We start from the raw sequence: 25,065 nt of genomic DNA, 5'->3' as shown, positions 1-25,065 counted from the left end.
AATAATAAAATTGAAAGGTAAACTTTATGCTGAACAAGCAAAGTTTAATGTCGTTGCTGTCCCCTTGGTTCGAGTCGTTAATATCTGACAACCAGCAAGCTATTTTACGCAAGATAGCCGTGAGTAATCTTGAATTAGATAGCAGGAAAGTTGTTTCAGGTGATATTTTTATTGCCATTAAAGGGCACGCCATTGATGGACGATTATTTATCAATAATGCTATCGAAAATGGTGCGGTAGCGGTTATTGCTCAAGCTGATAATATGCATTCACATGGCTTTATTGATGTCGATTCTAGTTGTCCTATTATTTACATTGAGCAACTAAATTATATTTTGTCTGAATTGTCTGCTCGTCTTTATCATAGCGATTCTAAACTTGTTGGGGTGACAGGAACCAATGGTAAAACGACCATTACGCAGATAATAGCTCAGTGGATTGAATTGCTTGACCAACGTGCAGCCGTGATGGGAACAACAGGTAACGGTTTTTTAAATGATTTACGTTCTTCCAGTAACACAACGGGCAGTGCAATCGATATTCATCGAACATTAGCTGAGTTGTCAGATTTAGGTGCTCGTTATGCCATGCTGGAAATATCTTCTCACGGATTGGTTCAAGGGCGAGTTAAAACCTTACCATTTTCTGCCGCAATATTTACCAATTTGAGCCGAGATCATCTGGATTATCACGGTACGATGGAGGCCTACGCACAGGCAAAGTTAACTTTATTCACTGAGCACGATTGTCAACGAGCGATCATTAATGCTGACGATAAGGTTGGAGCAAGATGGTTAGCTTCATTACCTAATGCAATTGCTGTTTCTCTCAAAGGAAAAATAGAACGAAAACTAAGTTTATGGGCAGATAAGCTCGAATATACAGAGAAAGGTATTACAGTTTGGTTTGATGGTTATTGGGGAAAAGGGCACTTTACAGCATCATTAATTGGCGATTTTAATGCGTCAAATTTACTGCTGAGTTTGGCCACCTTATTATCACTAGGCTTTGACAAAGATGAATTATTGAGTCAGTCATCAAATTTACAGCCCGTAATTGGCAGAATGGAACTATTTCAAGTGCAGCATAAAGCGAAAATTGTTGTCGACTATGCACATACCCCCGATGCGTTAGAAAAAGCACTTGCCGCTCTGCGTGTACATTGTTCGGGGCAACTCTGGGTTATTTTTGGGTGTGGTGGCGAAAGAGATACGGGTAAACGACCTATGATGGCAAAGATTGCTGAAAGGTTAGCCGATAAAGTGATTTTGACTGATGACAATCCTCGCAGTGATGATCCGTCAATGATTATGAATGATCTATTGGCTGGCATGAACAAACCAGACAATGCCTTGGTTATACATGATAGATATCAAGCCTTACAAGCCGCAAGTCATCAAGCTAGTCAGAATGATATTATTCTTCTGGCAGGCAAAGGACATGAAGATTATCAGGTTCTAAACGGCGAAACGATTCATTATTCAGATAGAGAATCCGCTTTGAAGATATTAGGAATAAAATCATGATTTCTACTTCTGTATTTACTATTGCTCAAGCTCTTGATGCTGAGATAATAGGAAGAAATGTAACCATTGATTCTGTCTCTACAGACACAAGAAGCATTAATCATGGTGCGTTGTTTATCGCATTAGTTGGAGATAATTTCGATGCGCATGACTTTTGCCATGTTGCGCAAGAAAATGGTGCAGGTGCGCTATTAGTTGAAAAAAAATTGGATATTGAATTACCGCAAATTATTGTCAAAGACACTAAACAGGCACTTGGTTTGCTGTCTGCTTGGGTACATAAGCAATGTGATGTTAAAACACTGGCAATAACAGGGAGTTGCGGTAAAACCACAGTGAAAGAAATGGTTTGTTCTATTTTAAGCTTAACTGGCAAAGTACTCGCAACGGCTGGCAATTTTAATAATGAAATAGGGGTCCCATTAACGTTATTACGCAGTCAGCCTGATGATGACTACGCCGTGATAGAGTTAGGCGCTAATCATATTGGTGAAATTAGCTATACCACTCAGTTGGTAAAGCCTAGTGTTGCATTAGTTAATAATGTTGCAGCCGCCCATTTAGAAGGTTTTGGTTCTATCGATGGTGTTAAAAAGGCTAAAGGAGAAATATTCGAAGGCCTACCTTCTACTGGAATCGCTATTTTGAATTTAGACAGCCAAGGCGGCAGTTTATGGCAAAGCGTCCTTGAGAATAAAACAGTTAAATCATTTTCTGAATTGAATTCTCAAGCGGATTATTACGCAAAAGATATTCAATTAGATCATTTGGGTTACGCCCATTTTATAATGCACACTCCTATTGGTGAATGTAAAATTCGGCTATCTGTTATTGGTCGACATAATGTTGCTAACGCACTCGCTGCGGCTGCGTTAGCGATTGAATTTGGCGCAACCTTACAAAGCGTTGTTAATGGATTAGGTACGGTTGTTAATGTTCACGGTCGTGTTGAAGTTAAGCCCTTACACGATAAGTTGACGCTTATTGATGATAGTTATAACGCCAGTGTTCCTGCGATGAATGCTGCAGTAGATTTACTCTCTACCTTTAAGGGTACGCGTTGGTTAGTTCTTGGCTACATGGCTGAGTTAGGTCAAGAAAGTCTTGAACTTCATCGCCAACTCGGGGAATATGCAGCTCAATTTAATTTTGAACATGTTGTTACCTTCGGTGAAGATGCGAAGGTGATTAGCAAATTGTGCCATGGCCTACATTTTTCAACACACGATGAATTAATCGAGTATCTAAATCAACAATTGCAAGATACAACGGAACAAGTTCATACGGTGTTAATTAAAGGTGCGAACGGTGCTCGAATGAGTATTGTGGCTGAAGCTTTAAAGGAGAAGCATAAATGATCATCTGGCTTGCTGATTTATTACAGCCATATTTCTCGTTTTTTCGATTATTCGAGTACTTATCTTTTCGCTCTATACTAAGTGTTATTACAGCGTTAAGTTTATCTTTATGGATGGGACCTAAATTAATTGAGCGATTGCAGTTATTGCAAATTGGTCAAGTTGTTAGAAACGATGGGCCTGAATCTCATTTTAGTAAACGCGGAACTCCAACGATGGGAGGGGTTATGATTTTGGCCTCTATCTTAGTTACCGTTTTACTTTGGGCTGATCTTACTAATATTTATGTTTGGGCTGTTATTTCGGTTTTACTTGGTTATGGTGTCGTTGGTTTCGTTGATGATTACCGTAAAGTAGTGAGAAAAGATCCTGCTGGATTAATTGCTAGATGGAAATACTTCTGGCAATCAGCGATCGCGTTAGTGGTAGCATTTGCACTTTATGCGCACGGTAAAGACACGGTAGCAACACAACTTGTGGTGCCGTTTTTTAAAGATGTCATGCCACAATTAGGTCTGTTTTATATTGTACTAACCTACTTTGTTATTGTTGGAACCAGTAATGCTGTTAATTTAACTGATGGGCTTGATGGGTTGGCTATTATGCCTACCGTATTAGTATCTGCTGGTTTTGCTGCAATAGCATGGGCAACAGGTAACGTCAATTTTTCACAGTACTTACATATTCCTCATGTTCCTCTAGCTAGTGAATTAGTGGTTGTTTGCACCGCGATGGTCGGAGCTGGGTTAGGTTTTTTATGGTTTAATACCTACCCAGCACAAGTCTTTATGGGCGATGTTGGTTCACTTGCTTTAGGTGGCGCGTTAGGCACGATTGCTGTATTAGTTCGACAAGAATTTGTTCTTGTTATTATGGGTGGGGTTTTTGTAATGGAAACTTTATCGGTCATATTACAAGTTGGTTCATATAAAATTCGCGGGCAGAGAGTATTTAGAATGGCCCCCATTCACCATCACTATGAATTAAAAGGTTGGCCAGAACCGAGAGTTATTGTTCGGTTTTGGATTATCTCTATCGTTCTGGTGTTAATTGGGTTGGCAACACTGAAGGTTCGATAAAAATGGATCGTTGGAACGATATTAACAATGTTGTTGTAGTTGGGCTTGGTGTTACCGGTCTATCGGTTGTTAATTACCTTATTAGATTAAATAAATCGTTAAATATTAAGGTTATTGATACACGAGAAGAACCACCAGGCCGTAGAGAATTAGATAAGAGCATTCCGTTACATACAGGTAATTGGAATTCCGAATGGTTGCTAGCTGCTGACTTAGTGGTGGTTAATCCCGGTATTGCACTAGCAACCAGCGAAATTCAACAAGTTCTGCAAGCCAATATACCAGTAGTTGGGGATATCGAGCTCTTCGCTTGGGCTGTAAATGCTCCGGTTATTGCCATTACTGGTTCTAACGGTAAAAGTACGGTAACGGATCTTACAGGGGTATTAGCAGAAGCAGCAGGTATTGATGTTGCTATTGGTGGTAATATTGGTGTCCCTGCTCTCGATTTGCTGATAGAACCTCGTGACCTTTATGTGTTAGAGCTTTCCAGCTTTCAGTTAGAAACCACATCCAGTTTGTCATTGATTGCAGCGGCATTTCTTAACCTTTCTGAAGATCATATGGATCGCTACCCAAGCATGCTGTCTTATAAACAGGCTAAGCTTAAAATTTTTGATAATGCTGAAAATATTATTGTAAATCATGAAGATAAAGAAACATATCCTATTGAGTTAATCCCGCAACAGAATCTTATCAGTTTTGGTTTACAATCCGGTCAGTTTCGTATCATGTCGATTGATGGTATGGAATGGTTATCTAATTCTGGTGAACCTATTTTACCTGTGACTGATTTGGCATTGGTCGGTCAGCATAATATAGCTAACGTATTGACAGTATTGGCTTTACTTTCATGTGTTGGTATAAATAACCAAAATATTCTTGAAGCTCTTAAGTCTTACACAGGGTTGACACATAGATGCCAAGTGGTAGTAGATAATCGTGGTATTCGGTGGGTCAATGATTCAAAGGCGACGAATGTAGCGAGTACATTAGCTGCACTTTCAGGACTGGATCTGCAAGGTACATTACATTTATTTGTTGGCGGTGTTGGAAAAGGCGCGGATTTTTCTGAATTGGCGCCTGTATTAGCAAAGTTAAATGTGAAGTTATACTGCTTTGGTAGAGACGGTGATCAGTTTATGTCGTTGCATCCTTCAGCAAGTCGTTGGGAGCGTATCGATGATATTGTTCAGGCTATAGCGCCCACTCTGCAATCAGGTGATATGGTTATGCTTTCACCTGCTTGCGCTAGTTTTGATCAATACAACAATTTTATGGCTAGAGGGGATGCGTTTACCCAATTAGCTAAACAGAATGCTTAGGATGAGTGATTAGTGCCAAAGTTTGCCATGATTAAGGAAAGTATCCGACAACTCAGTCGCTCTAATGCGCCAGATGCGTTATTTGACCGCCAGTTGGTCTGGATTTCTCTGTGTCTTATGCTGACCGGTTTAGTCATGGTGACATCTGCATCATTTCCAATTAGCTCTCGCTTAACTGACCAGCCTTTTTATTTCATGTTTCGGCACGGTTTTTTTGTTGTTCTCGCAATTTTAGCGTCAGCGGTTGTTCTGTATATTCCGATAGAAAAATGGCTCAAATACAGCTACCACTTACTCGCATTTTCCATTCTATTGCTAATAGTCGTGTTGGTTGTTGGTAAGTCAGTTAATGGCGCATCTCGTTGGATACCGCTTGGCTTATTTAACTTGCAACCCGCAGAACTGGCAAAACTGTCTCTATTTATATTTATGGCGGGCTACTTCGTTCGTAAAGGCGAAGCCGTTAGAGAAACTTTTTTTAATGGTTTTGCCAAGCCGTTAATTATTTTTGCCATTTTAGCCGTTCTATTGTTAAAGCAGCCGGATTTAGGCACCGTCGTTGTTATGCTGGTAACTCTGTTCGCTATGCTGTTTATTGCTGGTGCTAAATTATGGCAATTTATTGCTCTAATGATGGTGGGTATCGCGGGGGTTGCACTACTCATCTTTATTGAACCTTATCGAATGAGGCGGATAACGTCTTTTTTAGACCCTTGGGATGACCCATTTGGTAGTGGTTATCAACTTACTCAATCTTTAATGGCATTTGGGCGTGGTAATTGGTTCGGACAAGGCTTAGGCAATTCAATTCAAAAATTGGAATATTTACCTGAAGCACACACAGACTTTGTGTTTGCTGTTATTGCTGAGGAGCTAGGATTTGTCGGTGTGACGTTAGTGCTGCTCCTTATTTTTTCGTTAGTTGTGAAAGCGATTTTAATTGGTAAAAAAGCGTTGGAATCCAGAGAACAATTTGGCGGTTATTTAGCGTTTGGTATTGGTGTTTGGTTTGCTTTTCAATCTATGGTTAATGTAGGCGCTGCGGCAGGTATTGTCCCAACTAAAGGATTAACCCTTCCTTTGATTAGTTATGGTGGTTCTAGTTTAATTACCATGTCTATTGCTGTTTCTATTTTATTGCGTATTGATCATGAACGTCGGCTCGGGTCGTTCAATAATAGCCAACAAGATATTGAAGATACAAATAGTCAAACCCAACAGCACGCTATTATACAACATAGATAAAGCAGTCAAGAAAACGCACCGTGCAGTAAAGCTAACAATAATCTATTAAGGACCAAGAATAATATAATGAAAAATAACAAAAAATTATTGGTTATGGCGGGTGGTACCGGTGGTCATGTATTTCCGGGACTAGCAGTCGCGAAACAATTGCAGCTTGAAGGTTGGGATATTCGTTGGTTAGGCACTGCAGATCGAATGGAAGCAGATTTAGTTCCTCAGCACGGTATTGAAATAGACTTTATTAAAGTTAAAGGATTGCGAGGCCAAGGAATAATAAAACTTATTAAGGCGCCCTTTCAGATTATTAATGCCATTATACAAGCAAAACGACATATTAATCATTGGCAACCGGATGTGGTGTTAGGAATGGGAGGCTATGTCAGTGGTCCCGGAGGCATTGCAGCTTGGTTAAGTGGTATTCCTGTTGTCCTACATGAACAAAATGCAGTAGCAGGTTTAACTAATCAATGGCTATCAAAGATAGCTAAGAAAGTATTCCAAGCGTTTCCTGGTGCATTTAAACATGCGCAAGTGGTGGGCAATCCCGTTAGACAAGATGTAGTACAACTTGAGTCGCCGCAGCAAAGATGGTCACAAAGAAGTGGACCAATACGAATTTTGGTTATGGGTGGTAGTCAAGGAGCAAGAGTTCTAAATACTACCATGCCGGACGTAATGAAAAATTTGGGTAATGATTATGTCGTTTGTCATCAAGTTGGAAGTAATAATCAACAAACGGTACAAGCAGCGTATGATAAAGCCGAAGTTAGCCACGCAGAAGTCACCGAATTTATCAATGATGTGGCAGCAGCTTATCAATGGGCTGATATTTTAGTTTGTCGTTCCGGAGCACTCACAGTATCAGAAGTTTCTGCGGCAGGCGTTGGGGCTATTTTTATCCCCTTTATGCATAAAGATCGACAACAAGCTCTTAATGCCGATCATTTGGTCGCATGTGGTGCTGCAAAGATGATAGAACAACCCGATCTAAGTGTAGAAAAGTTAACTAATATGTTGTCGTCTTTAGATAGAAGCCAACTTTTAATCATGGCAAAGAATGCAAGAATAGCCGCTCAACTAGACGCGGATAAAATTGTTGCTAAGGCAATTGTAGCCTTAACAGAAAAATGAGAACAATGTAATGACCTTAGACCCTACTCAAGATTTACTAAAAATTCGCGCAGTTGTCCCTGAAATGCGGCGCGTAAAATGTATCCACTTTGTGGGTATTGGTGGTGCAGGAATGAGCGGCATTGCAGAAGTGTTGCTGAATGAAGGCTATCAAATTTCAGGTTCTGATCTGGCTTCTAATGCGGTTACCGATAATCTAAGTAGTAAAGGGGCAGATATTTACTTTGGTCATTCAGAGAAAAATATTGAAAAGGCTAGTGTTGTTGTCGTATCAACCGCAATCAAAGCTGATAATCCCGAGCTCGTCGCAGCAAAAAATAAGCGAATTCCTGTTGTTCAACGAGCAGAAATGTTGGCTGAGCTAATGCGTTTTCGTCATGGTATCGCTGTAGCCGGTACTCACGGTAAAACAACCACCACGGCATTAGTTACTCAAATATATTTTGAAGCTGGAATGGATCCTACATTTGTTAATGGTGGCTTAGTTAAAAGTGCAGGAACAAATGCACGCTTAGGATCCAGCCGTATTTTAATCGCAGAAGCAGATGAAAGTGATGCGTCTTTTTTACACCTTCAACCTATGGTCAGCATAGTAACCAATATTGAAGCTGATCATATGGATACTTACGGTGGTGACTTTGCCGTCCTTAAGCAAACTTTTATCGATTTTTTACATAATTTGCCTTTTTACGGCCAAGCAATTGTCTGTATTGATGATCCTGTTGTTAGAGAACTGATTCCACAAATTAGTCGTCAAGTTATTACTTATGGCTTTTCTAAAGATGCTGATGTTCGTTTAGAAAATTACTCACAACAAGGTCAGCAAGGAACATTTACTGTTATTCGAGCGGGAAAAGAGCCGCTAAATATTACTCTAAATATTCCAGGTCGTCACAATGCATTAAACGCAACAGCAGCGATTGCTGTTGCCACCGAAGATGATATTTCTGATACCGCGATTATGAAAGCAATGGCCGGTACAGAAGGAACTGGTCGTCGTTTTGATCATTTAGGCGAGTTTGAAACAGGTAACGGTAACGTTATGTTAGTGGATGATTATGGACACCATCCGAGTGAAGTTGACGTAACGATTCAAGCCGCAAGAGCAGGGTGGGGAGACAAAAGGCTTGTGATGATTTTTCAGCCTCATCGCTACAGCCGTACTCGAGATTTATATGACGATTTTGCCAATGTATTAGAGAATGTCGACGTACTTATTATGCTAGATGTTTATTCTGCTGGGGAAAAACCAATACAAGGAGCCGACAGCCGGTCATTATGCAGAACGATACGCACTCGAGGCCAAATTGACCCAGTATTTGTTGCTAATCAAGAAGCCTTGCCATCGGTGTTGGCAAATCTGATGAAAGATGGTGATTTAGTCTTGACTCAAGGGGCGGGTGACGTTGGAAAAGTCGCGAAACAACTGGCGAGTTTGAAATTAAATATAAACGCCATGCGAAATAATAAGTAATCTTATTTCTGATTAAAATGATATGATTTATGGTTTTTTAGTCGAATATTATTCGGCAGGGGTAGATACTTTGCTAAGGCTAAGTATAATTTGATTGCTAGAATGGATGCATTAATAAATTAGACTCTTTGTAAAAAGAGGTTAACTTGTTAGTGTGAAAAACGTTATATTTATGAATAGAGCAGTAAGCGAAATGACTTCTGAATATAGAGTTGATCAGAAGTATGTAAAAAAAATCAAAAAGCATGCTATTGGAAGCATGTTCTTACTGCTAGTATTATTTTCCATCGGCTTTTTATTACATCTTACTTTTAGTTGGATGTTAGATGAACAACGTCTTCCCCTTTCAAAATTGATATTGCAAGGTGAACTCGAATATATTTCAGGCAAAGATATACAACTTGCACTGAGTAATATGGATAGTATTGGTACATTCATGTCACAAAATGTGGATGAATTACAACAAACTATTACTGAGTTACCTTGGGTAGCGCAGGTTTCTATTCGTAAGCAGTGGCCTGACTTAATTAAAGTTTATTTAGTTGAGCATAAAGCGTCTGCTATTTGGAATGGAAACGCATTATTAAACCTATCTGGTGATGTATTTAAAGCCGACGTGGCAGAATTGAAAGAAGATAAAGTTAAACTTTATGGGCCTTCAGGCAGTAATAGAGAAGTGCTTGCTACATGGCATAAAATTAGCCCATTGTTTGTACCGTTAGGGTTACATATATCTTCGCTAGTACTGAATGACCGCCATGCTTGGCAAATTATACTAGATAATGGTATTCGACTAGAATTAGGTAAAGATTCATTGGATGAAAGGCTTGAACGGTTTTTGTCTTTGTATCACCGTTTAGGTGACGAGACTCAACGAGTGAGTTATATAGATCTTAGATATGATACAGGAGCTGCGGTGGGTTGGTTTCCTGAAGATGATTTAGAACAAGAGAGAATAAATGACTAGAAATGCAGACGACAATATTATCGTTGGCCTAGATATTGGCACTGCAAGTGTATCTGCATTAGTTGGGGAAGTACTTCCCGATGGTCAAGTCAACATAATCGGTGCGGGAAGTAGCCCGTCCAGAGGCATGGATAAAGGCGGTGTTAACGACCTTGAGTCGGTAGTTAAGTCAGTACAAAGAGCAATCGACCAAGCCGAATTGATGGCTGAGTGTAATATCAGCAGTGTGTATTTATCTATTTCAGGTAAACATATTGCTAGCCGTATAGAAAAAGGCATGGGTACTATTGCCGACGAAGAAGTATCTCAAGATGATATGGACAGAGCGATCCATACCGCTAAATCGATAAAAATTGGTGAAGAACAGCGAATTTTGCATGTTATCCCACAAGAGTTTACGATTGACTATCAAGAAGGCATAAAAAACCCATTAGGTTTGTCTGGTGTTCGGATGGAAGTCAGCGTTCATCTTATTTCTTGCCACAACGATATGGCGAGAAATATTATAAAAGCGGTTGAACGATGCAACTTAAAAGTAGAACAACTGGTATTTTCTGGTTTGGCATCAAGCAATGCTGTCATAACCGAAGATGAAAGAGAACTCGGAGTTTGCGTAGTTGATATCGGAGCTGGCACTATGGACGTTTCAATATGGACTGGTGGCGCTCTAAGACATACAGAGGTTTTTTCTTATGCGGGTAACTCTGTAACCAGTGACATTGCTTTCGCTTTTGGTACGCCTGTTGGTGATGCAGAAGAAATAAAAGTTAGGTATGGTTGTGCACTTGGCGAATTAGTCAGCAAAGATGATACAGTAAATGTACCAAGTGTTGGTGGTAGACCTTCGAGAATCTTAAAACGTCAAGAATTGTCTGGCGTTATTGAAGCACGGTACGCTGAATTAATGGGCTTTATTAATCAGTCAATGAATACCGTGCAAGCGAAGCTAAGAGATGATGGTATTAAACATCACCTTGCTGCTGGTGTTGTCTTAACCGGTGGTGCTTCGCAAATGGAAGGAATGGTTGAATGTGCTGAACGTGTTTTTGGTGCTAACCGAGTTCGAGTAGGTAAGCCTTTAGAAGTCAGTGGGCTTACTGATTACGTTAAAGAGCCGTATAATTCTACGGCTGTTGGATTACTTCATTACGCAAAAGATAGTCAAATTAATGATGATGGTGAATATAGTGAACCAAAACGTTCCTCATTTGCCTCAGTTTTTAGTAGAATGCGTAATTGGATACAAAATGAGTTTTAACCTGAGAGCAGGAAAAGCGGAGATAACACATGTTTGAGCCGATGATGGAAATGTCTGACGATGCAGTAATTAAGGTCGTTGGTGTTGGTGGTGGTGGCGGTAACGCGTTAGAGCACATGGTTCGTGAATCTATAGAGGGCGTTGAGTTTATTAGTGTCAACACTGATGCTCAAGCATTGCGTAAAGCCAGTGTTAGTAGTGTTATCCAAATCGGTGGTGATATTACCAAAGGGTTAGGAGCGGGTGCTAATCCTCAAGTTGGTCGTGATTCCGCTCTGGAAGACAAAGAAAAACTTAAAGAAGTGCTTAATGGTGCCGATATGGTATTCATCGCTGCCGGAATGGGTGGGGGCACAGGTACTGGTGCTGCACCGGTTATTGCTGAAGTAGCAAAGGAACTAAATATCCTTACCGTTGCCGTAGTAACAAAGCCATTTGGCTTTGAAGGTAAAAAGCGTCTAGCATTTGCAGAGCAAGGAATTGAAGAACTTTCTAAACATGTTGACTCTTTGATAACAATTCCGAACGAAAAATTACTTAAAGTATATGGTCGAAGCGTAACCTTGCTTGAAGCATTTGGTTATGCAAACGATGTACTAAAAAATGCAGTTCAAGGGATCGCGGAGCTTATCACGCGACCAGGCATGATTAACGTCGACTTTGCGGATGTAAGAACCGTAATGTCTGAAATGGGTCATGCGATGATGGGCAGCGGAGTTGGTAGTGGTGAAGAGCGTGCAGAACTTGCTGCTGAAGCGGCAATATCTTCCCCTTTACTCGAAGATATCGACTTATCAGGTGCTCGTGGTGTGTTAGTTAATATTACCGCTGGTCTAGATATGCGTTTAGACGAATTCGAAACCGTTGGTAATACAGTAAAAGCGTTTGCCTCAGATAACGCAACTGTAGTAATCGGTACTTCTCTTGACCCTGATATGAGTGAAGAGTTCCGTGTAACCGTAGTTGCAACAGGCATTGGCGCAGAAAGAAAACCTGAAATGACATTAGTCGCTGGCTCGGCAGCAAAACCGAAACCAGCAAATGCTCAACCTATAGCCGCCAAAGTTGAAGATAAAACGGCACAGGTTTTGCATCAAAAAGAAGAATTAAAGCCACAACAATCAACAACGTCAAATAGTAGTCAGTCGCATGCACAAGCTAGTAGTCATTCAGAGGCAAATAGCTCGTCACAAGCAAGCGGTAATGCAAGCCAAAGCGCGGCTCCTAAGACGGATAAAGAAAGTGGTTACTTGGATATTCCCGCATTTCTTCGTCGCCAAGCTGACTAAGAAATAGACTATAAATTTGACAAAGGTCTAGTTTGTGGTAGTATCCGCGGTCAGTTTTATCACTGGCAGTGATAAATAACACTAACTAGAGGCAAGGTAGATGATCAGACAACGTACTCTGAAAGAAATCGTAAAAACAACTGGGGTTGGTTTGCACTCCGGACGTAAAGTTACGCTTACCTTGCGTCCAGCAGCTGCCAACACAGGTGTTATCTATCGTCGTACCGATCTTAACCCTGCGGTTGATTTCCCAGCAGACCCTTCGTCTGTGCGTGATACCATGCTGTGTACCGCTCTTGTTAATGATGAAGGCGTACGAATTTCGACTGTTGAGCACTTAAATGCAGCACTGGCTGGCATGGGTATCGACAATGTTATCGTTGAAGTCAATGCGCCGGAAATTCCTATTATGGATGGCAGCGCAAGCCCATTTGTTTATTTATTGCAATCTGCTGGTATAGAAACATTGAATGCACCAAAGCGGTTCATTCGTATCAAAAAACCAGTGCGTTTTACCGATGGCGATAAATGGGCTGAACTTGTGCCTTATAACGGATTCCGTATGGATTTCGAAATAGAATTTGAGCACCCTGCGATTGATGCAGATGAACAGCACCTTCTATTCGACTTTTCGACTCATGCCTTTATTAAAGATATATCGCGTGCGCGTACGTTCGGTTTTATGCATGATATTGAGTACCTCCAATCTCAAAATCTGTGTTTAGGTGGTAGTTTCGATTGTGCAATCGTCCTTGATGAATACCGTATTCTTAATGAAGAAGGTCTTCGTTTTGATAATGAGTTCGTAACACATAAAGTATTGGATGCTATTGGCGATCTGTATATGTGTGGTCATAGCATTGTTGGAGAGCTTCGCGCTTATAAATCTGGCCATGCGCTAAATAATCAACTATTACGTGCCGTTCTTGCCGATCAAGAAGCGTGGGAATGGGCAACCTTTGAAGAAGAAGCTGGCTCGCCTGTTGCTTTTGTCGAACCAAATATGGTTCTAGCATAAACAAAAATACTTTTACATCATTTGTAAAAAACCAGACTTTTAGTCTGGTTTTTTTTACTTAATTTTTTACCAATTATTTTTCCTATATAATTGCTACCGTTATGAGCCAGTCTTAATCAACATTAAAAAGCGGCAACAATTGTCACTTATCGATGACAATAACGCTCAATTGCCGGATTTGATGATCTACAACATCATTATTGAAGACAAATATTGAGTAAACTTGTTTGTTTACTGAGCATTGTGAACAAAAAAACTCTATCTGAGTCAAAATAATCTAATTGCTGATGGAATAAATCGATTTATCCCTTAATATGATGAGATCTTTTTAAACATAACTTGAATTTCATCAGGCTAGCCACAATATCTGGTTCATAGAATAGTATCTGGTCCACAGAATAATATTTGTTCAATAGAAAAAGTATCTGACCAATAGAATATTTTTCAGAGTTCTTGTTTTAAATGAGACTAATCGGTCTAAACGAGAAAGCATTGAGAAGGCTTCAAGCCAAACAACATGAGATAGGCACAAAATGATAAGTAAGCTACTGACGAAAGTTGTTGGCAGTCGTAATGATCGAACACTGCGTCGATTACGAAAGATTGTAAAACAAATTAATAATTTCGAACCTGAATTTACCGCTTATTCAGATGAAGAACTGCAAGGAAAAACTGTTGAGTTTCGCCAACGTATAGAAAAAGGTGAGTCACTCGATCAAATTCTACCAGAAGCATTTGCAACGGTACGCGAAGCCTCCAAACGCATCTATGGTATGCGCCATTTCGATGTTCAACTTATCGGCGGTATGGTACTGAACTCTGGCGAAATCGCCGAAATGCGTACAGGTGAAGGTAAAACATTAACAGCAACATTGGCCGCTTACCTAAATGCTTTGCCCGGTAAAGGGGTACACATTGTTACAGTCAATGACTATCTTGCTCGACGAGATGCAGAAACCAACCGAGCTTTATTCGAATTTTTAGGTATGACGGTAGGCATTAACGTTCCTAATATGTCACCACCAGAAAAACAGCAAGCGTACCAATGCGACATTCTTTACGGTACAAACAACGAGTTTGGCTTTGATTACCTTCGAGATAACATGGCATTCCGTAAAGAAGACCGAGTGCAGAGAGATCGCTATTTTGCGGTTGTGGATGAAGTTGACTCCATTCTTATTGATGAAGCAAGAACACCACTAATTATATCTGGTCCAGCTGAAGACAGCTCCGAACTTTATACCAAAATTAATACGCTTATTCCTTCACTTCAACGTCAAGAAGAAGAAGATACCGAGGAATATCGAGGTGATGGGCACTACACGCTAGATGAGAAATCTAAACAGGTTCATTTGACTGAAACTGGTCAAGAGTTTGTTGAACAGCTGCTTATTAGTAATGGAATGATGGAAGAGGGAGATACTCTTTATTCTCCAACTAATATTAGTTTACTTCATCATGTGAATGCGGCACTTAGAGCTCATGTATTGTTTGAAAGAGACGTTGATTATATCGTTAAAGATGATGAAGTGATCATTGTTGATGAACATACTGGACGAACTATGCCAGGACGTCGTTGGTCTGAAGGATTACACCAAGCAGTAGAAGCTAAAGAAGGCGTAAAAATTCAGAACGAAAACCAGACGTTAGCATCTATTACCTTCCAGAATTATTTCCGACTATACGAGAAACTTTCTGGTATGACAGGTACAGCGGATACGGAAGCGTTTGAATTTCAGTCAATTTATTACTTGGATACCGTAGTTATTCCAACCAACAAACCTATGGTTAGAGACGACATGCCCGATGTGGTTTATCGCACAGAATCGGAGAAATTTGCGGCAATTATTGAAGATATAAAAGAACGAGTAGCTAAAGGCCAGCCAATTCTAGTCGGTACGGTTTCAATTGAAAAATCAGAACTACTTTCGAACGCTTTAAAGAAAGCCAAAATTAAGCACAATGTACTGAATGCTAAATTTCACGAACAAGAAGCAGACATTGTTGCTTTTGCGGGTGCTCCCGGCGCGGTAACCATTGCCACCAACATGGCAGGTCGTGGTACCGATATTGTACTCGGTGGCAGTTGGCAAGCTCAAGTCAGCAAAATAGAGTCGCCTAGTGAAGCTCAAATTGAAGAAATTAAAGCAAAATGGCAAGTAGAACACGATAAAGTGCTTGCGTCTGGTGGCCTACATATTATTGGTACCGAGCGCCATGATTCACGACGTATAGATAACCAGTTACGTGGTCGTTCAGGCCGTCAAGGTGATGCAGGTTCATCACGATTCTATTTATCGATGGAAGACTCATTATTACGTATCTTCACTTCAGACCGCATGGCAGGTCTAATTCAAAGTGGTATGGATGAAGGTGAAGCGATTGAAAGTCGTATGCTTTCTCGCTCAATCGAGAAAGCCCAACGTAAAGTTGAAGGTAGGAACTTCGATATTCGTAAACAGCTTCTTGATTATGATGATGTAGCCAATGACCAGCGTAAAGTTGTATATGAACTCCGTGATGAATTAATGGAAGTTGATGATATCAGCGAAATGATCGATCACAACAGAGAAGATGTATTCGATGCAGTAATGAATGAATATATTCCACCGCAATCACTTGAAGATATGTGGGATATTGAAGGGTTACAAGCGCGTTTGAAAAATGACTTCGATCTTGATTTACCCATTCAAACTTGGCTAGATGAAGACGATAAACTGTATGAAGAAGCGTTGCGTGAACGTATTTTAGCTACTGCTGTTGAAGTTTATAAGGCAAAAGAAGAGACCGTTGGGGCTCAAGTTTTACGTAATTTCGAAAAATCGGTAATGCTACAAACGCTTGATAACTTATGGAAAGAGCACCTTGCTGCGATGGACCATTTACGTCAAGGTATCCATTTACGTGGTTATGCTCAGAAAAACCCTAAACAAGAATACAAGCGCGAATCTTTTGAGTTATTTGAAAACTTACTTGAGATGCTTAAAACCGATGTGATTATGATTTTAAGTAAAGTAAGAGTTCAGCAACCAGAAGAAGTGGATAAAATGGAGGCCGAGCGTCAAGCACAGGCAGAAGAGGCTGCACGTCGCCAACAATTCCAACACAGCACGACTGAAAATCAGTTAGAAGAAGAACAAACAAGTGACGGTTCAAAACCTATGGTTCGTGACGAACGTAAAGTTGGTCGAAATGAACCTTGTCCATGTGGTTCTGGTAAAAAATACAAACAGTGCCATGGCAAAATAGGCTAGGGCAGTGAGTTGAGTAGTGGGTAATAAAAGGTCGCGTAAAGCGGCCTTTTTTATGCATGAAATATAAAATTGGTTGGTTGAAATATAAAGGATGTCCATTTATGCTGTCAGTTAATTTAGGATATCCAGAGTTCAGATTAGTTAGCTAACAATCAGTATATGGGCTAAATATGAAACGGTTACACATTGTCGCGGCCATTATTTTTAATGCCGAAAAAGATAAGATATTTATTACTAAACGCGCGAAAGATGCACATCAAGGTGGCTTGTGGGAATTTCCCGGAGGTAAAGTAGAGAACAATGAAAGTGCTCAGCAAGGTTTGATTCGAGAACTGTATGAAGAAGTAGGGATCGTGGTAAGCGAATTGAGCCTATTTGAACACCTTAATTATGACTACCCCGATAAATCACTAAAATTTGACTTTTTTACAGTTACTCAATTTGAACATGAACCTTTTGGTAAAGAAGGACAATTAGGACAATGGGTCAAATTAGAATCACTAGTAGATTACCAATTCCCTAAAGCGAATGTACCTATAGTACATAAACTAATTGAGTTAAGAGTTTAAATGCCTCATTCTATATTCAATTTTCAAGTTACGATCGATTTTAAGTTATGATCGGTTCTAAGTTACAAGCAGTGTTCAAGTTATACGTAATAGGCACGCGTAAGCTAAGTTACAGCAATGAGCATGCTCAACAAATCTTGAAGCACATAGTTAATTCAGTTAAATTGGATTTAACTCAAACATATGGAGATAGACGCAATGGTTCGAATTGCGATTGCAGGAGCCGCGGGTCGAATGGGCCGCAATTTAGTAAAAGCTACTCACCACACCTCAGACGCATCTGTTGGAGCAGCATCTGAGCGACCAGAGTCATCACTTGTTGGTGTTGATGTTGGTGAACTATGTGGAGAAGGGCATTTTAATATTGCTCTTGTCGATAATCTAGAAAAGGCGATCGCTGAGTTTGATGTCATTATTGATTTTACGGTACCCCAAAGTACTTTAGCTAATATTGAATTATGCAAAAAGCATAAGAAAAAATTAGTTATTGGCACCACAGGCTTTTCTGCCGATGAACAAAAGTTGATTGATGAAGCCTCTAAACAAATTTCTATTGTTATGGCTCCAAATTACAGTGTTGGAGTCAACTTAGTATTTAAGTTGCTAGAAAAAGCCGCAAAAGTAATGGGCGATTATTGCGATATCGAAATTGTTGAAGCGCACCATCGTTTTAAAGTCGATGCGCCTTCTGGAACCGCAATCGGTATGGGGGAAGCCATTGCCGGAGCAATGGATAACAATTTGAGTGATGTAGCGGTTTATGCTCGTGAAGGTATTACAGGCGAACGTAGCAAAAATGAAATTGGTTTTGCAACTATTAGAGCCGGTGATATTGTTGGTGAACATACTGCGATGTTTGCTGATATTGGTGAAAGAGTTGAGATCACCCACAAAGCAACGGACAGAATGACATTTGCAAATGGTGCAGTAAAAGCTGCTGTTTGGTTAAATCAAAAGCAAGCCGGCTTCTATACTATGACAGATGTATTACAACTCAACGATTTATAATTACATATTTATGCGTCAACCCAGGTTGGCGCTTATACAGCTGATGACTTTTTTCTTTAACTATTAAAGCGAAATTATTGAGCCATTCTCGGTTTTTATCTATTCTTTTTCTCTTTTCTATCCTATTTGTAGTCTATTTCCTTTAAAAGTGTTACTTAACTGGCGTGCGTTATCGTTTGCTATTGTTACTGTGTGTTATATTTTGTGTTTTTTTATAATATCGTTTTATTTTGACTGATTTGTTGTGCTTCGGTGCGTTTATCTGTAGTTAAGTTCATATTTCAAGGCTTTTGAAGAAGATGAGCTTATTAGCCCTTAAAAAATAAACAAAACAAAACGGTATGTTGTTGACACTCATCACACGGATCACTAGAATACCGCCAATTTGTCTAATTTCCATTAAGCTGTTGTATTCAGCGGTAAGGAAGGTAGAATTGCAAATTAATACAAAATTTATGCATTTTTATTCTGGAGGTTGTCTTGAGTAAGTCAGCAATGCTTGTCCTAGAAGATGGGACAGTTTTTAACGGGGTTTCCATTGGGGCACTAGGTTCTGCAGTCGGAGAAGTCGTTTTTAATACCTCGATGACGGGGTATCAAGAAATCCTCACTGATCCTTCCTATTCTCAACAAATCGTTACCCTTACCTACCCTCATATTGGCAATACCGGTACAAACACTGAAGATGAAGAGTCTAACGCAATTCATGCTCAAGGTTTAGTTATCCGAGATCTACCTCTTATTGCTTCAAATTTTCGTAATGAACAATCTTTGTCGGATTACTTAAAATCGCAAAATATTGTTGGTATCGCTGATATTGATACACGAAAACTGACGCGTATCCTACGAGAGAAAGGCGCTCAAAATGGTTGTATTGTTGCAGGTGATAGCTTAGATCAAACACTAGCACTCGCAAAAACCAAAGAGTTCCCAGGCCTAAAAGGGATGGACTTAGCAAAAGAAGTGACCACTAAAGAATCTTTTGCTTGGAAGCAAGGTTCATGGACGTTGATTGGCGGCTTGCCGGAAGCAAAAGCGGACAGCGAATTACCTTACCATGTGGTTGCTTACGATTTTGGAGCCAAAAGAAATATCTTACGTATGTTAGTTGATAGAGGTTGCCGATTAACGGTTGTGCCAGCCCAAACTCCAGCTGAAGACGTTCTCGCGATGAATCCGGACGGTGTTTTCTTGTCTAATGGCCCAGGCGATCCAGAACCTTGTACGTATGCGATAGAAGCAACCAAAGTTTTTCTGGACAAAGGACTGCCTATTTTCGGTATTTGCTTAGGGCATCAAATTTTAGCTTTAGCATCGGGTGCAAAAACCAAGAAAATGAAGTTTGGTCATCATGGCGCTAACCATCCGGTGAAAGACTTAGATAGAGATGTGGTGATGATTACCTCTCAAAACCATGGTTTTGCTGCGGATGAAACTACGCTACCTGAAAACCTAAGAGCAACTCATGTTTCTCTTTTTGATGGGTCACTACAAGGTATTCATCGTACCGATAAACCAGCATTTAGCTTCCAAGGTCACCCAGAAGCAAGCCCTGGTCCTCACGATGCAGCCCCATTGTTTGACCATTTTATCGAACTTATTCAACAGCACAGCGCATAAACGGAGTCGAAAAGAATGCCAAAACGTAATGACATCAAAAGTGTTCTAATCCTTGGTGCTGGCCCGATTGTAATCGGTCAGGCGTGCGAATTTGATTACTCTGGTGCACAAGCATGTAAAGCATTAAGAGAAGAAGGTTATCGAGTTATTCTGGTTAACTCGAATCCAGCGACTATTATGACTGACCCTGAAATGGCCGATGCAACCTACATTGAGCCGATTCATTGGGAAGTAGTTCGCAATATTATAGAGAAAGAACGTCCAGATGCTGTTTTGCCGACAATGGGCGGACAAACGGCTCTTAACTGTGCATTAGATTTAGAAAAATACGGAGTTTTAGAAGAATTCGGTGTTGAAATGATCGGTGCTACCGCAGACGCTATCGATAAAGCAGAAGACCGTTCTCGCTTCGACAAAGCAATGAAATCCATTGGTTTAGAGTGCCCAAGAGCGGATACAGCTAAAACCATGGAAGAAGCGTACAAAGTTCAAGAAATGGTTGGCTATCCATGTATCATTCGCCCTTCGTTTACTATGGGTGGTACTGGTGGCGGTATTGCTTACAACAAAGAAGAATTTGAAGAGATTTGCCGACGTGGTTTAGATCTTTCACCAACCAATGAATTATTGATCGATGAATCGCTTATTGGTTGGAAAGAGTATGAAATGGAAGTGGTTCGCGACAAGAATGATAATTGCATCATTGTTTGTGCGATAGAAAACTTTGACCCAATGGGTATCCATACTGGTGACTCTATTACTGTTGCACCTGCTCAAACATTAACGGATAAAGAATATCAGTTAATGCGTAATGCTTCGTTAGCAGTATTGCGTGAAATTGGCGTAGAAACAGGTGGTTCAAACGTTCAGTTTGGTATCAATCCTAAAGATGGCCGAATGGTTATCATTGAGATGAATCCACGTGTATCCCGTTCTTCTGCGTTAGCTTCAAAAGCTACAGGTTTCCCTATCGCAAAAGTCGCGGCAAAATTAGCGATTGGTTATACTCTCGATGAGTTAATGAATGATATTACTGGTGGCGCGACTCCAGCTTCTTTCGAACCAACCATCGATTATGTTGTTACTAAGATCCCTCGTTTTAACTTCGAAAAATTTGCGGGTTCTAATGACCGACTAACCACTCAAATGAAGTCGGTTGGTGAAGTTATGGCTATTGGGCGTAACTTTCAAGAATCTATGCATAAAGCGCTACGTGGCCTAGAAGTAGGGGCGTCTGGCTTCGATGAGATGGTTGATCTTGATACGCCAGATGCGTTGACTAAAATTCGTCATGAGTTAAAAGAAGCAGGTGCTGAGCGTATTTGGTATATCGCCGATGCATTTCGTGCAGGTTTATCTGTTGATGGCGTATTTAATCTTACCTCTATTGATCGTTGGTTCTTAGTGCAAATTGAAGAACTGGTTCAGATTGAAGAACAGCTTAAAGTGGGTGGGTTTGCTGGTTTAAATAAAGACATCTTACGCAAAGTGAAACGTAAAGGTTTTGCTGATGAACGTTTATCAACACTTTTAGGCATAGCGCAAAGTGAGATTCGTCGTTTACGTGACCAGTATGATATTCACCCTGTTTATAAGCGTGTAGATACTTGTGCAGCAGAATTTTCGTCGGATACCGCTTATATGTATTCATCGTATGATGAAGAGTGTGAGTCGCAACCGACTGATAAAGAAAAAATTATGGTTATCGGCGGTGGTCCAAATCGTATCGGTCAAGGTATTGAATTTGATTATTGCTGTGTGCACGCCTCTCTTGCTTTGAGAGAAGATGGTTATGAAACCATTATGGTCAACTGTAACCCTGAGACGGTATCGACCGATTACGACACATCAGACCGACTTTATTTTGAGCCGATCACGTTAGAAGATGTGCTATCTATTGTTCGAGTTGAAAAACCTAAAGGTGTCATTGTTCAGTATGGTGGTCAAACACCTCTTAAACTTGCACGAGCTTTAGAAGCAGCAGGCGTTCCTATTATTGGTACTAGCCCTGATGCTATTGACCGAGCAGAAGACCGCGAACGTTTCCAAGCAGCAGTTGAGCGTCTTGGCCTTAAACAGCCAGAGAATGCAACGGTAACGGCAATGGAACACGCGATTGAAAAATCCAAAGAAATCGGTTTCCCATTAGTGGTTCGTCCATCGTATGTTCTTGGTGGTCGTGCAATGGAAATTGTGTACGATGAAGCCGATTTAAAGCGTTACTTTAATGAAGCGGTTAGTGTTTCAAATGAATCGCCAGTGCTTTTAGACCGCTTCTTAGATGATGCGGTTGAAGTGGATGTTGATGCTATTTGTGATGGCGAGCGTGTGGTCATTGGCGGTATTATGGAACATATTGAACAAGCTGGTGTTCACTCTGGCGATTCAGCTTGTTCTTTACCTGCTTATACGCTAAGTAAAGAAATTCAAGACGTAATGCGCGAGCAAGTTGAGAAGCTAGCATTTGAGCTTGGCGTTCGTGGTCTAATGAATACTCAGTTTGCGGTTAAAGATAACGAGGTCTATCTCATTGAGGTGAACCCACGTGCTGCGCGTACCGTACCGTTTGTTTCTAAGGCGACCGGTGCGCCGTTAGCTAAAATCGCCGCGCGAGTAATGGCTGGGCAGTCTTTACAATCTCAAGGCTTTACTCAAGAAATTATTCCGCCTTATTATTCGGTGAAAGAAGTAGTATTACCGTTTGATAAATTCCCGGGCGTTGATCCATTGCTTGGTCCAGAAATGCGTTCTACTGGTGAAGTTATGGGGATTGGTGCCTCTTTCGCTGAAGCGTTTGCCAAAGCTGAACTTGGATGTAATAAAGAATACCCAGAAGGCGGACGGGCATTGTTATCGGTTCGTAATAACGATAAACAACGTGTGGTAGATTTAGCCTCTAAGTTAACCAAGCTTGGTTATCAATTAGATGCAACCCATGGAACCGCGGTTATTCTAGGCGAAGCGGGTATTAACCCACGCTTGGTAAACAAAGTACATGAAGGTCGACCTCACATTCTTGATCGTATCAAAAATAATGAGTACACCTACATTATTAATACTGCCGCTGGACGTCAGGCAATTGAAGATTCTAAAGTCTTACGTCGTGGCGCACTGCAAGAAAAAGTGAATTATACCACTACATTGAATGCCGCATTTGCCACTTGTATGGCGCATACTGCAGACAATCGTAAATCGGTAACGTCAATTCAAGAGTTACATGCAAAAATCAAATAATGAGTTTTTTTGCTGATTAAATAACAATAAAGCCGTAATAACCTGATTAGTTATTACGGCTTTTTTATATCCGAATATGTCCTGTTTATATATAATTTTGCTACCTTGCTACCTTGCTACCTTGCTATTATTGGCTAGAGTGAATGACGACTTTATAACCATTACTATTTTCATTGGTAACAAAATCGACAAAGTTTTTAACGTTATCTAATGTATCTTGTTCATAATGAGATACATAGAGTAGTTGGCTTAAATTTTCTTTCGCGATCATGTCTAACGTTTTCATTACTAAGCGCCTACCAAGATTATCTAACCCTTGATAGGGTTCATCTAAAATAAGCAGAGCAGGTTGTTTTACTAAGGCTCTTGCAACCAACAGTAATCGTTGTTGGCCATATTCTAATTGTTTAAATGGTGTCTTTATAAATTTTTCCATGTGCAGAATATCGAGCCACTCTTTAGCAATATCAATTTCTTTTTTTGATGGTTGAGTGTACAAACCAATTGAATCATAAAATCCGGATAATACGACATCTAATGCGCTACAACTTGCTCTATATTGTAGGTGAAGTGATGATGACACCATTCCAATATTTTTCTTTATATCCCAAATCGTTTCTCCACTGCCTCTTTGCTTACCAAAAATCTGAATGTTGTTGCTATAACATTGTGGATGATCGCCAAAAATCAGCCCTAATAAAGTGCTTTTTCCGCATCCATTTGGGCCACGAATTTGCCAGTGTTCGCCATTATTAATACGCCAATTGACCTGGGAAAATATGATTGTGTCAGTGTAAGCTACTTTGCCATCGGTCAATTCAAACAGTGGATTGTCGAATTTAAAAATATGCTTGTGTTTGTGGATGAGAGCCATCACCTTTTCACTTTGAACTTCTGATTGAGCAGCAAGTTGAGCTATAATTGGATGATTATTCCAACTGGATCGCGGCATCGTATCGATCAGTTTTCCATTATCAAATAAGGCGATGTTATCCACCCATTCTGGCATTTCATCTTCGCGTGATACAACCACGATCAACTGAATGGATTGTGCAAGGTTAGCAAGATACCTAGCTAAGTTATTTCTATGTAATGTATCTAAGCCAGCGTAGGGTTCGTCTAATATTAACAGATTCGGCTGACAGGCAAGCACACGTGCAAGCATTAAACGACGAGTTTCTCCCGTTGATAACACTCGAAAACCGCTGTGTGACAAGTGAGTTAGGTCAAGTTCTTCAATAAGCGTGTTGGTAAGATTATCATCGTTGCACTGTTGATAAATAAGAGAATAAACCGTGCTACCAGTATCGATTTTATCCATAAAATCAGTATCATCAATAGCCAGTTCGGATTCTAATAAACGCTGTTGTTCGGTTAGTGAAATTTGTGCGATATTTTTAGTCAGACCTATAATTTCACCGTGATCAACTTGCTGTTCTTGGCAAAGTAGATCACCAAGAATGGAGCCGATATCACCTTCTGTACTGAATATTCCCCAAGATTGATGTTGAGAAATATGCCAATCTTTTATTTCAAGCATTGTACTGGTGGTTTGTCGTGTTACTTGGCGAAAAGTAATCTCCATTTTTCACTATTTCCTTATTATTTTATGGCAACATGTAATTAAACCATGAGTTAGGGTATAAATAGAAAAAAAGATTCACACAGCTATAGACACTGTATGAATCTACAGTATAATTAATCGCAATT

17 protein-coding genes are annotated in these 25,065 nt (G+C 40.2%); 16 read left to right on the top strand and 1 reads right to left on the bottom strand.

Going from position 1 to position 25,065, the window contains the following annotated elements; translation table 11 throughout:
* The first annotated feature begins 26 nt into the window (after positions 1–26).
* The 16 genes from murE to carB all read left to right on the top strand — a co-directional run bounded on the left by murE (position 27) and on the right by carB (position 23,355).
* Positions 27–1,526 carry a UDP-N-acetylmuramoyl-L-alanyl-D-glutamate--2,6-diaminopimelate ligase gene (gene murE, locus R3X26_RS08850; RefSeq protein ID WP_317716943.1) on the top strand — a complete coding sequence of 500 codons (1,500 nt, stop codon included), beginning with the start codon at positions 27–29 and terminating at the stop codon, positions 1,524–1,526.
* Entirely contained in the window at positions 1,523–2,884 is a 1,362-nt protein-coding gene (locus R3X26_RS08845; protein ID WP_317716942.1) for a UDP-N-acetylmuramoyl-tripeptide--D-alanyl-D-alanine ligase, read from the top strand. Before murE ends, R3X26_RS08845 begins: the two co-directional genes overlap by 4 nt.
* A complete protein-coding gene (mraY, locus tag R3X26_RS08840) occupies positions 2,881–3,963 on the top strand; it encodes a phospho-N-acetylmuramoyl-pentapeptide-transferase (protein ID WP_317716941.1) in 1,083 nt (360 codons plus the stop codon). Before R3X26_RS08845 ends, mraY begins: the two co-directional genes overlap by 4 nt.
* Before the next feature lie 2 nt (positions 3,964–3,965).
* On the top strand, positions 3,966–5,288 hold the full coding sequence (gene murD, locus R3X26_RS08835) for a UDP-N-acetylmuramoyl-L-alanine--D-glutamate ligase (protein ID WP_317716940.1): 1,323 nt from the start codon (positions 3,966–3,968) through the stop codon (positions 5,286–5,288).
* A 27-nt stretch (positions 5,289–5,315) separates the two neighbouring features.
* A complete protein-coding gene (ftsW, locus tag R3X26_RS08830) occupies positions 5,316–6,533 on the top strand; it encodes a cell division protein FtsW (RefSeq protein WP_317716992.1) in 1,218 nt (405 codons plus the stop codon).
* A gap of 66 nt (positions 6,534–6,599) precedes the next feature.
* Positions 6,600–7,664, top strand: a complete 1,065-nt coding sequence (gene murG, locus R3X26_RS08825) for an undecaprenyldiphospho-muramoylpentapeptide beta-N-acetylglucosaminyltransferase (protein WP_317716939.1) — start codon at positions 6,600–6,602, stop codon at positions 7,662–7,664.
* 10 nt (positions 7,665–7,674) lie between these two features.
* Positions 7,675–9,138, top strand: a complete 1,464-nt coding sequence (murC, locus tag R3X26_RS08820; protein ID WP_317716938.1) for a UDP-N-acetylmuramate--L-alanine ligase — start codon at positions 7,675–7,677, stop codon at positions 9,136–9,138.
* 193 nt (positions 9,139–9,331) lie between these two features.
* The gene (locus R3X26_RS08815; RefSeq protein WP_317716991.1) at positions 9,332–10,105 is read left to right on the top strand and encodes a cell division protein FtsQ/DivIB; all 774 of its coding nucleotides are present in this window, start codon (positions 9,332–9,334) and stop codon (positions 10,103–10,105) included.
* Complete coding sequence (ftsA, locus tag R3X26_RS08810) at positions 10,098–11,363, top strand: cell division protein FtsA (RefSeq protein ID WP_317716937.1); 1,266 nt, start codon at positions 10,098–10,100, stop codon at positions 11,361–11,363. Before R3X26_RS08815 ends, ftsA begins: the two co-directional genes overlap by 8 nt.
* A gap of 29 nt (positions 11,364–11,392) precedes the next feature.
* Complete coding sequence (gene ftsZ, locus R3X26_RS08805) at positions 11,393–12,652, top strand: cell division protein FtsZ (protein WP_317716936.1); 1,260 nt, start codon at positions 11,393–11,395, stop codon at positions 12,650–12,652.
* Between the two features lie 100 nt (positions 12,653–12,752).
* Positions 12,753–13,670, top strand: a complete 918-nt coding sequence (gene lpxC / locus R3X26_RS08800; RefSeq protein ID WP_317716935.1) for a UDP-3-O-acyl-N-acetylglucosamine deacetylase — start codon at positions 12,753–12,755, stop codon at positions 13,668–13,670.
* Between the two features lie 533 nt (positions 13,671–14,203).
* On the top strand, positions 14,204–16,924 hold the full coding sequence (gene secA, locus R3X26_RS08795; protein ID WP_317716934.1) for a preprotein translocase subunit SecA: 2,721 nt from the start codon (positions 14,204–14,206) through the stop codon (positions 16,922–16,924).
* Between the two features lie 170 nt (positions 16,925–17,094).
* Entirely contained in the window at positions 17,095–17,493 is a 399-nt protein-coding gene (mutT, locus tag R3X26_RS08790) for an 8-oxo-dGTP diphosphatase MutT (protein ID WP_317716933.1), read from the top strand.
* 183 nt (positions 17,494–17,676) lie between these two features.
* A complete protein-coding gene (dapB, locus tag R3X26_RS08785; protein WP_317716932.1) occupies positions 17,677–18,501 on the top strand; it encodes a 4-hydroxy-tetrahydrodipicolinate reductase in 825 nt (274 codons plus the stop codon).
* A gap of 480 nt (positions 18,502–18,981) precedes the next feature.
* Positions 18,982–20,121, top strand: coding sequence for a glutamine-hydrolyzing carbamoyl-phosphate synthase small subunit (gene carA / locus R3X26_RS08780; protein ID WP_317716931.1), 1,140 nt, complete (start codon positions 18,982–18,984; stop codon positions 20,119–20,121).
* Between the two features lie 15 nt (positions 20,122–20,136).
* Entirely contained in the window at positions 20,137–23,355 is a 3,219-nt protein-coding gene (gene carB, locus R3X26_RS08775) for a carbamoyl-phosphate synthase large subunit (RefSeq protein ID WP_317716930.1), read from the top strand.
* A gap of 127 nt (positions 23,356–23,482) precedes the next feature.
* On the opposite strand, the gene modF is transcribed toward carB, so the two are convergent.
* Complete coding sequence (modF, locus tag R3X26_RS08770; protein ID WP_317716929.1) at positions 23,483–24,940, bottom strand: molybdate ABC transporter ATP-binding protein ModF; 1,458 nt, start codon at positions 24,938–24,940, stop codon at positions 23,483–23,485.
* Positions 24,941–25,065 lie beyond the last annotated feature (125 nt).

It is taken from the genome of Vibrio sp. TH_r3, from assembly GCF_033101115.1.
Classification (GTDB): Bacteria; Pseudomonadota; Gammaproteobacteria; order Enterobacterales; family Vibrionaceae; genus Vibrio.
The sequence above is the reverse complement of the archived record's forward strand: the minus strand, read 5'-3'. Positions and strand labels throughout refer to the sequence as shown.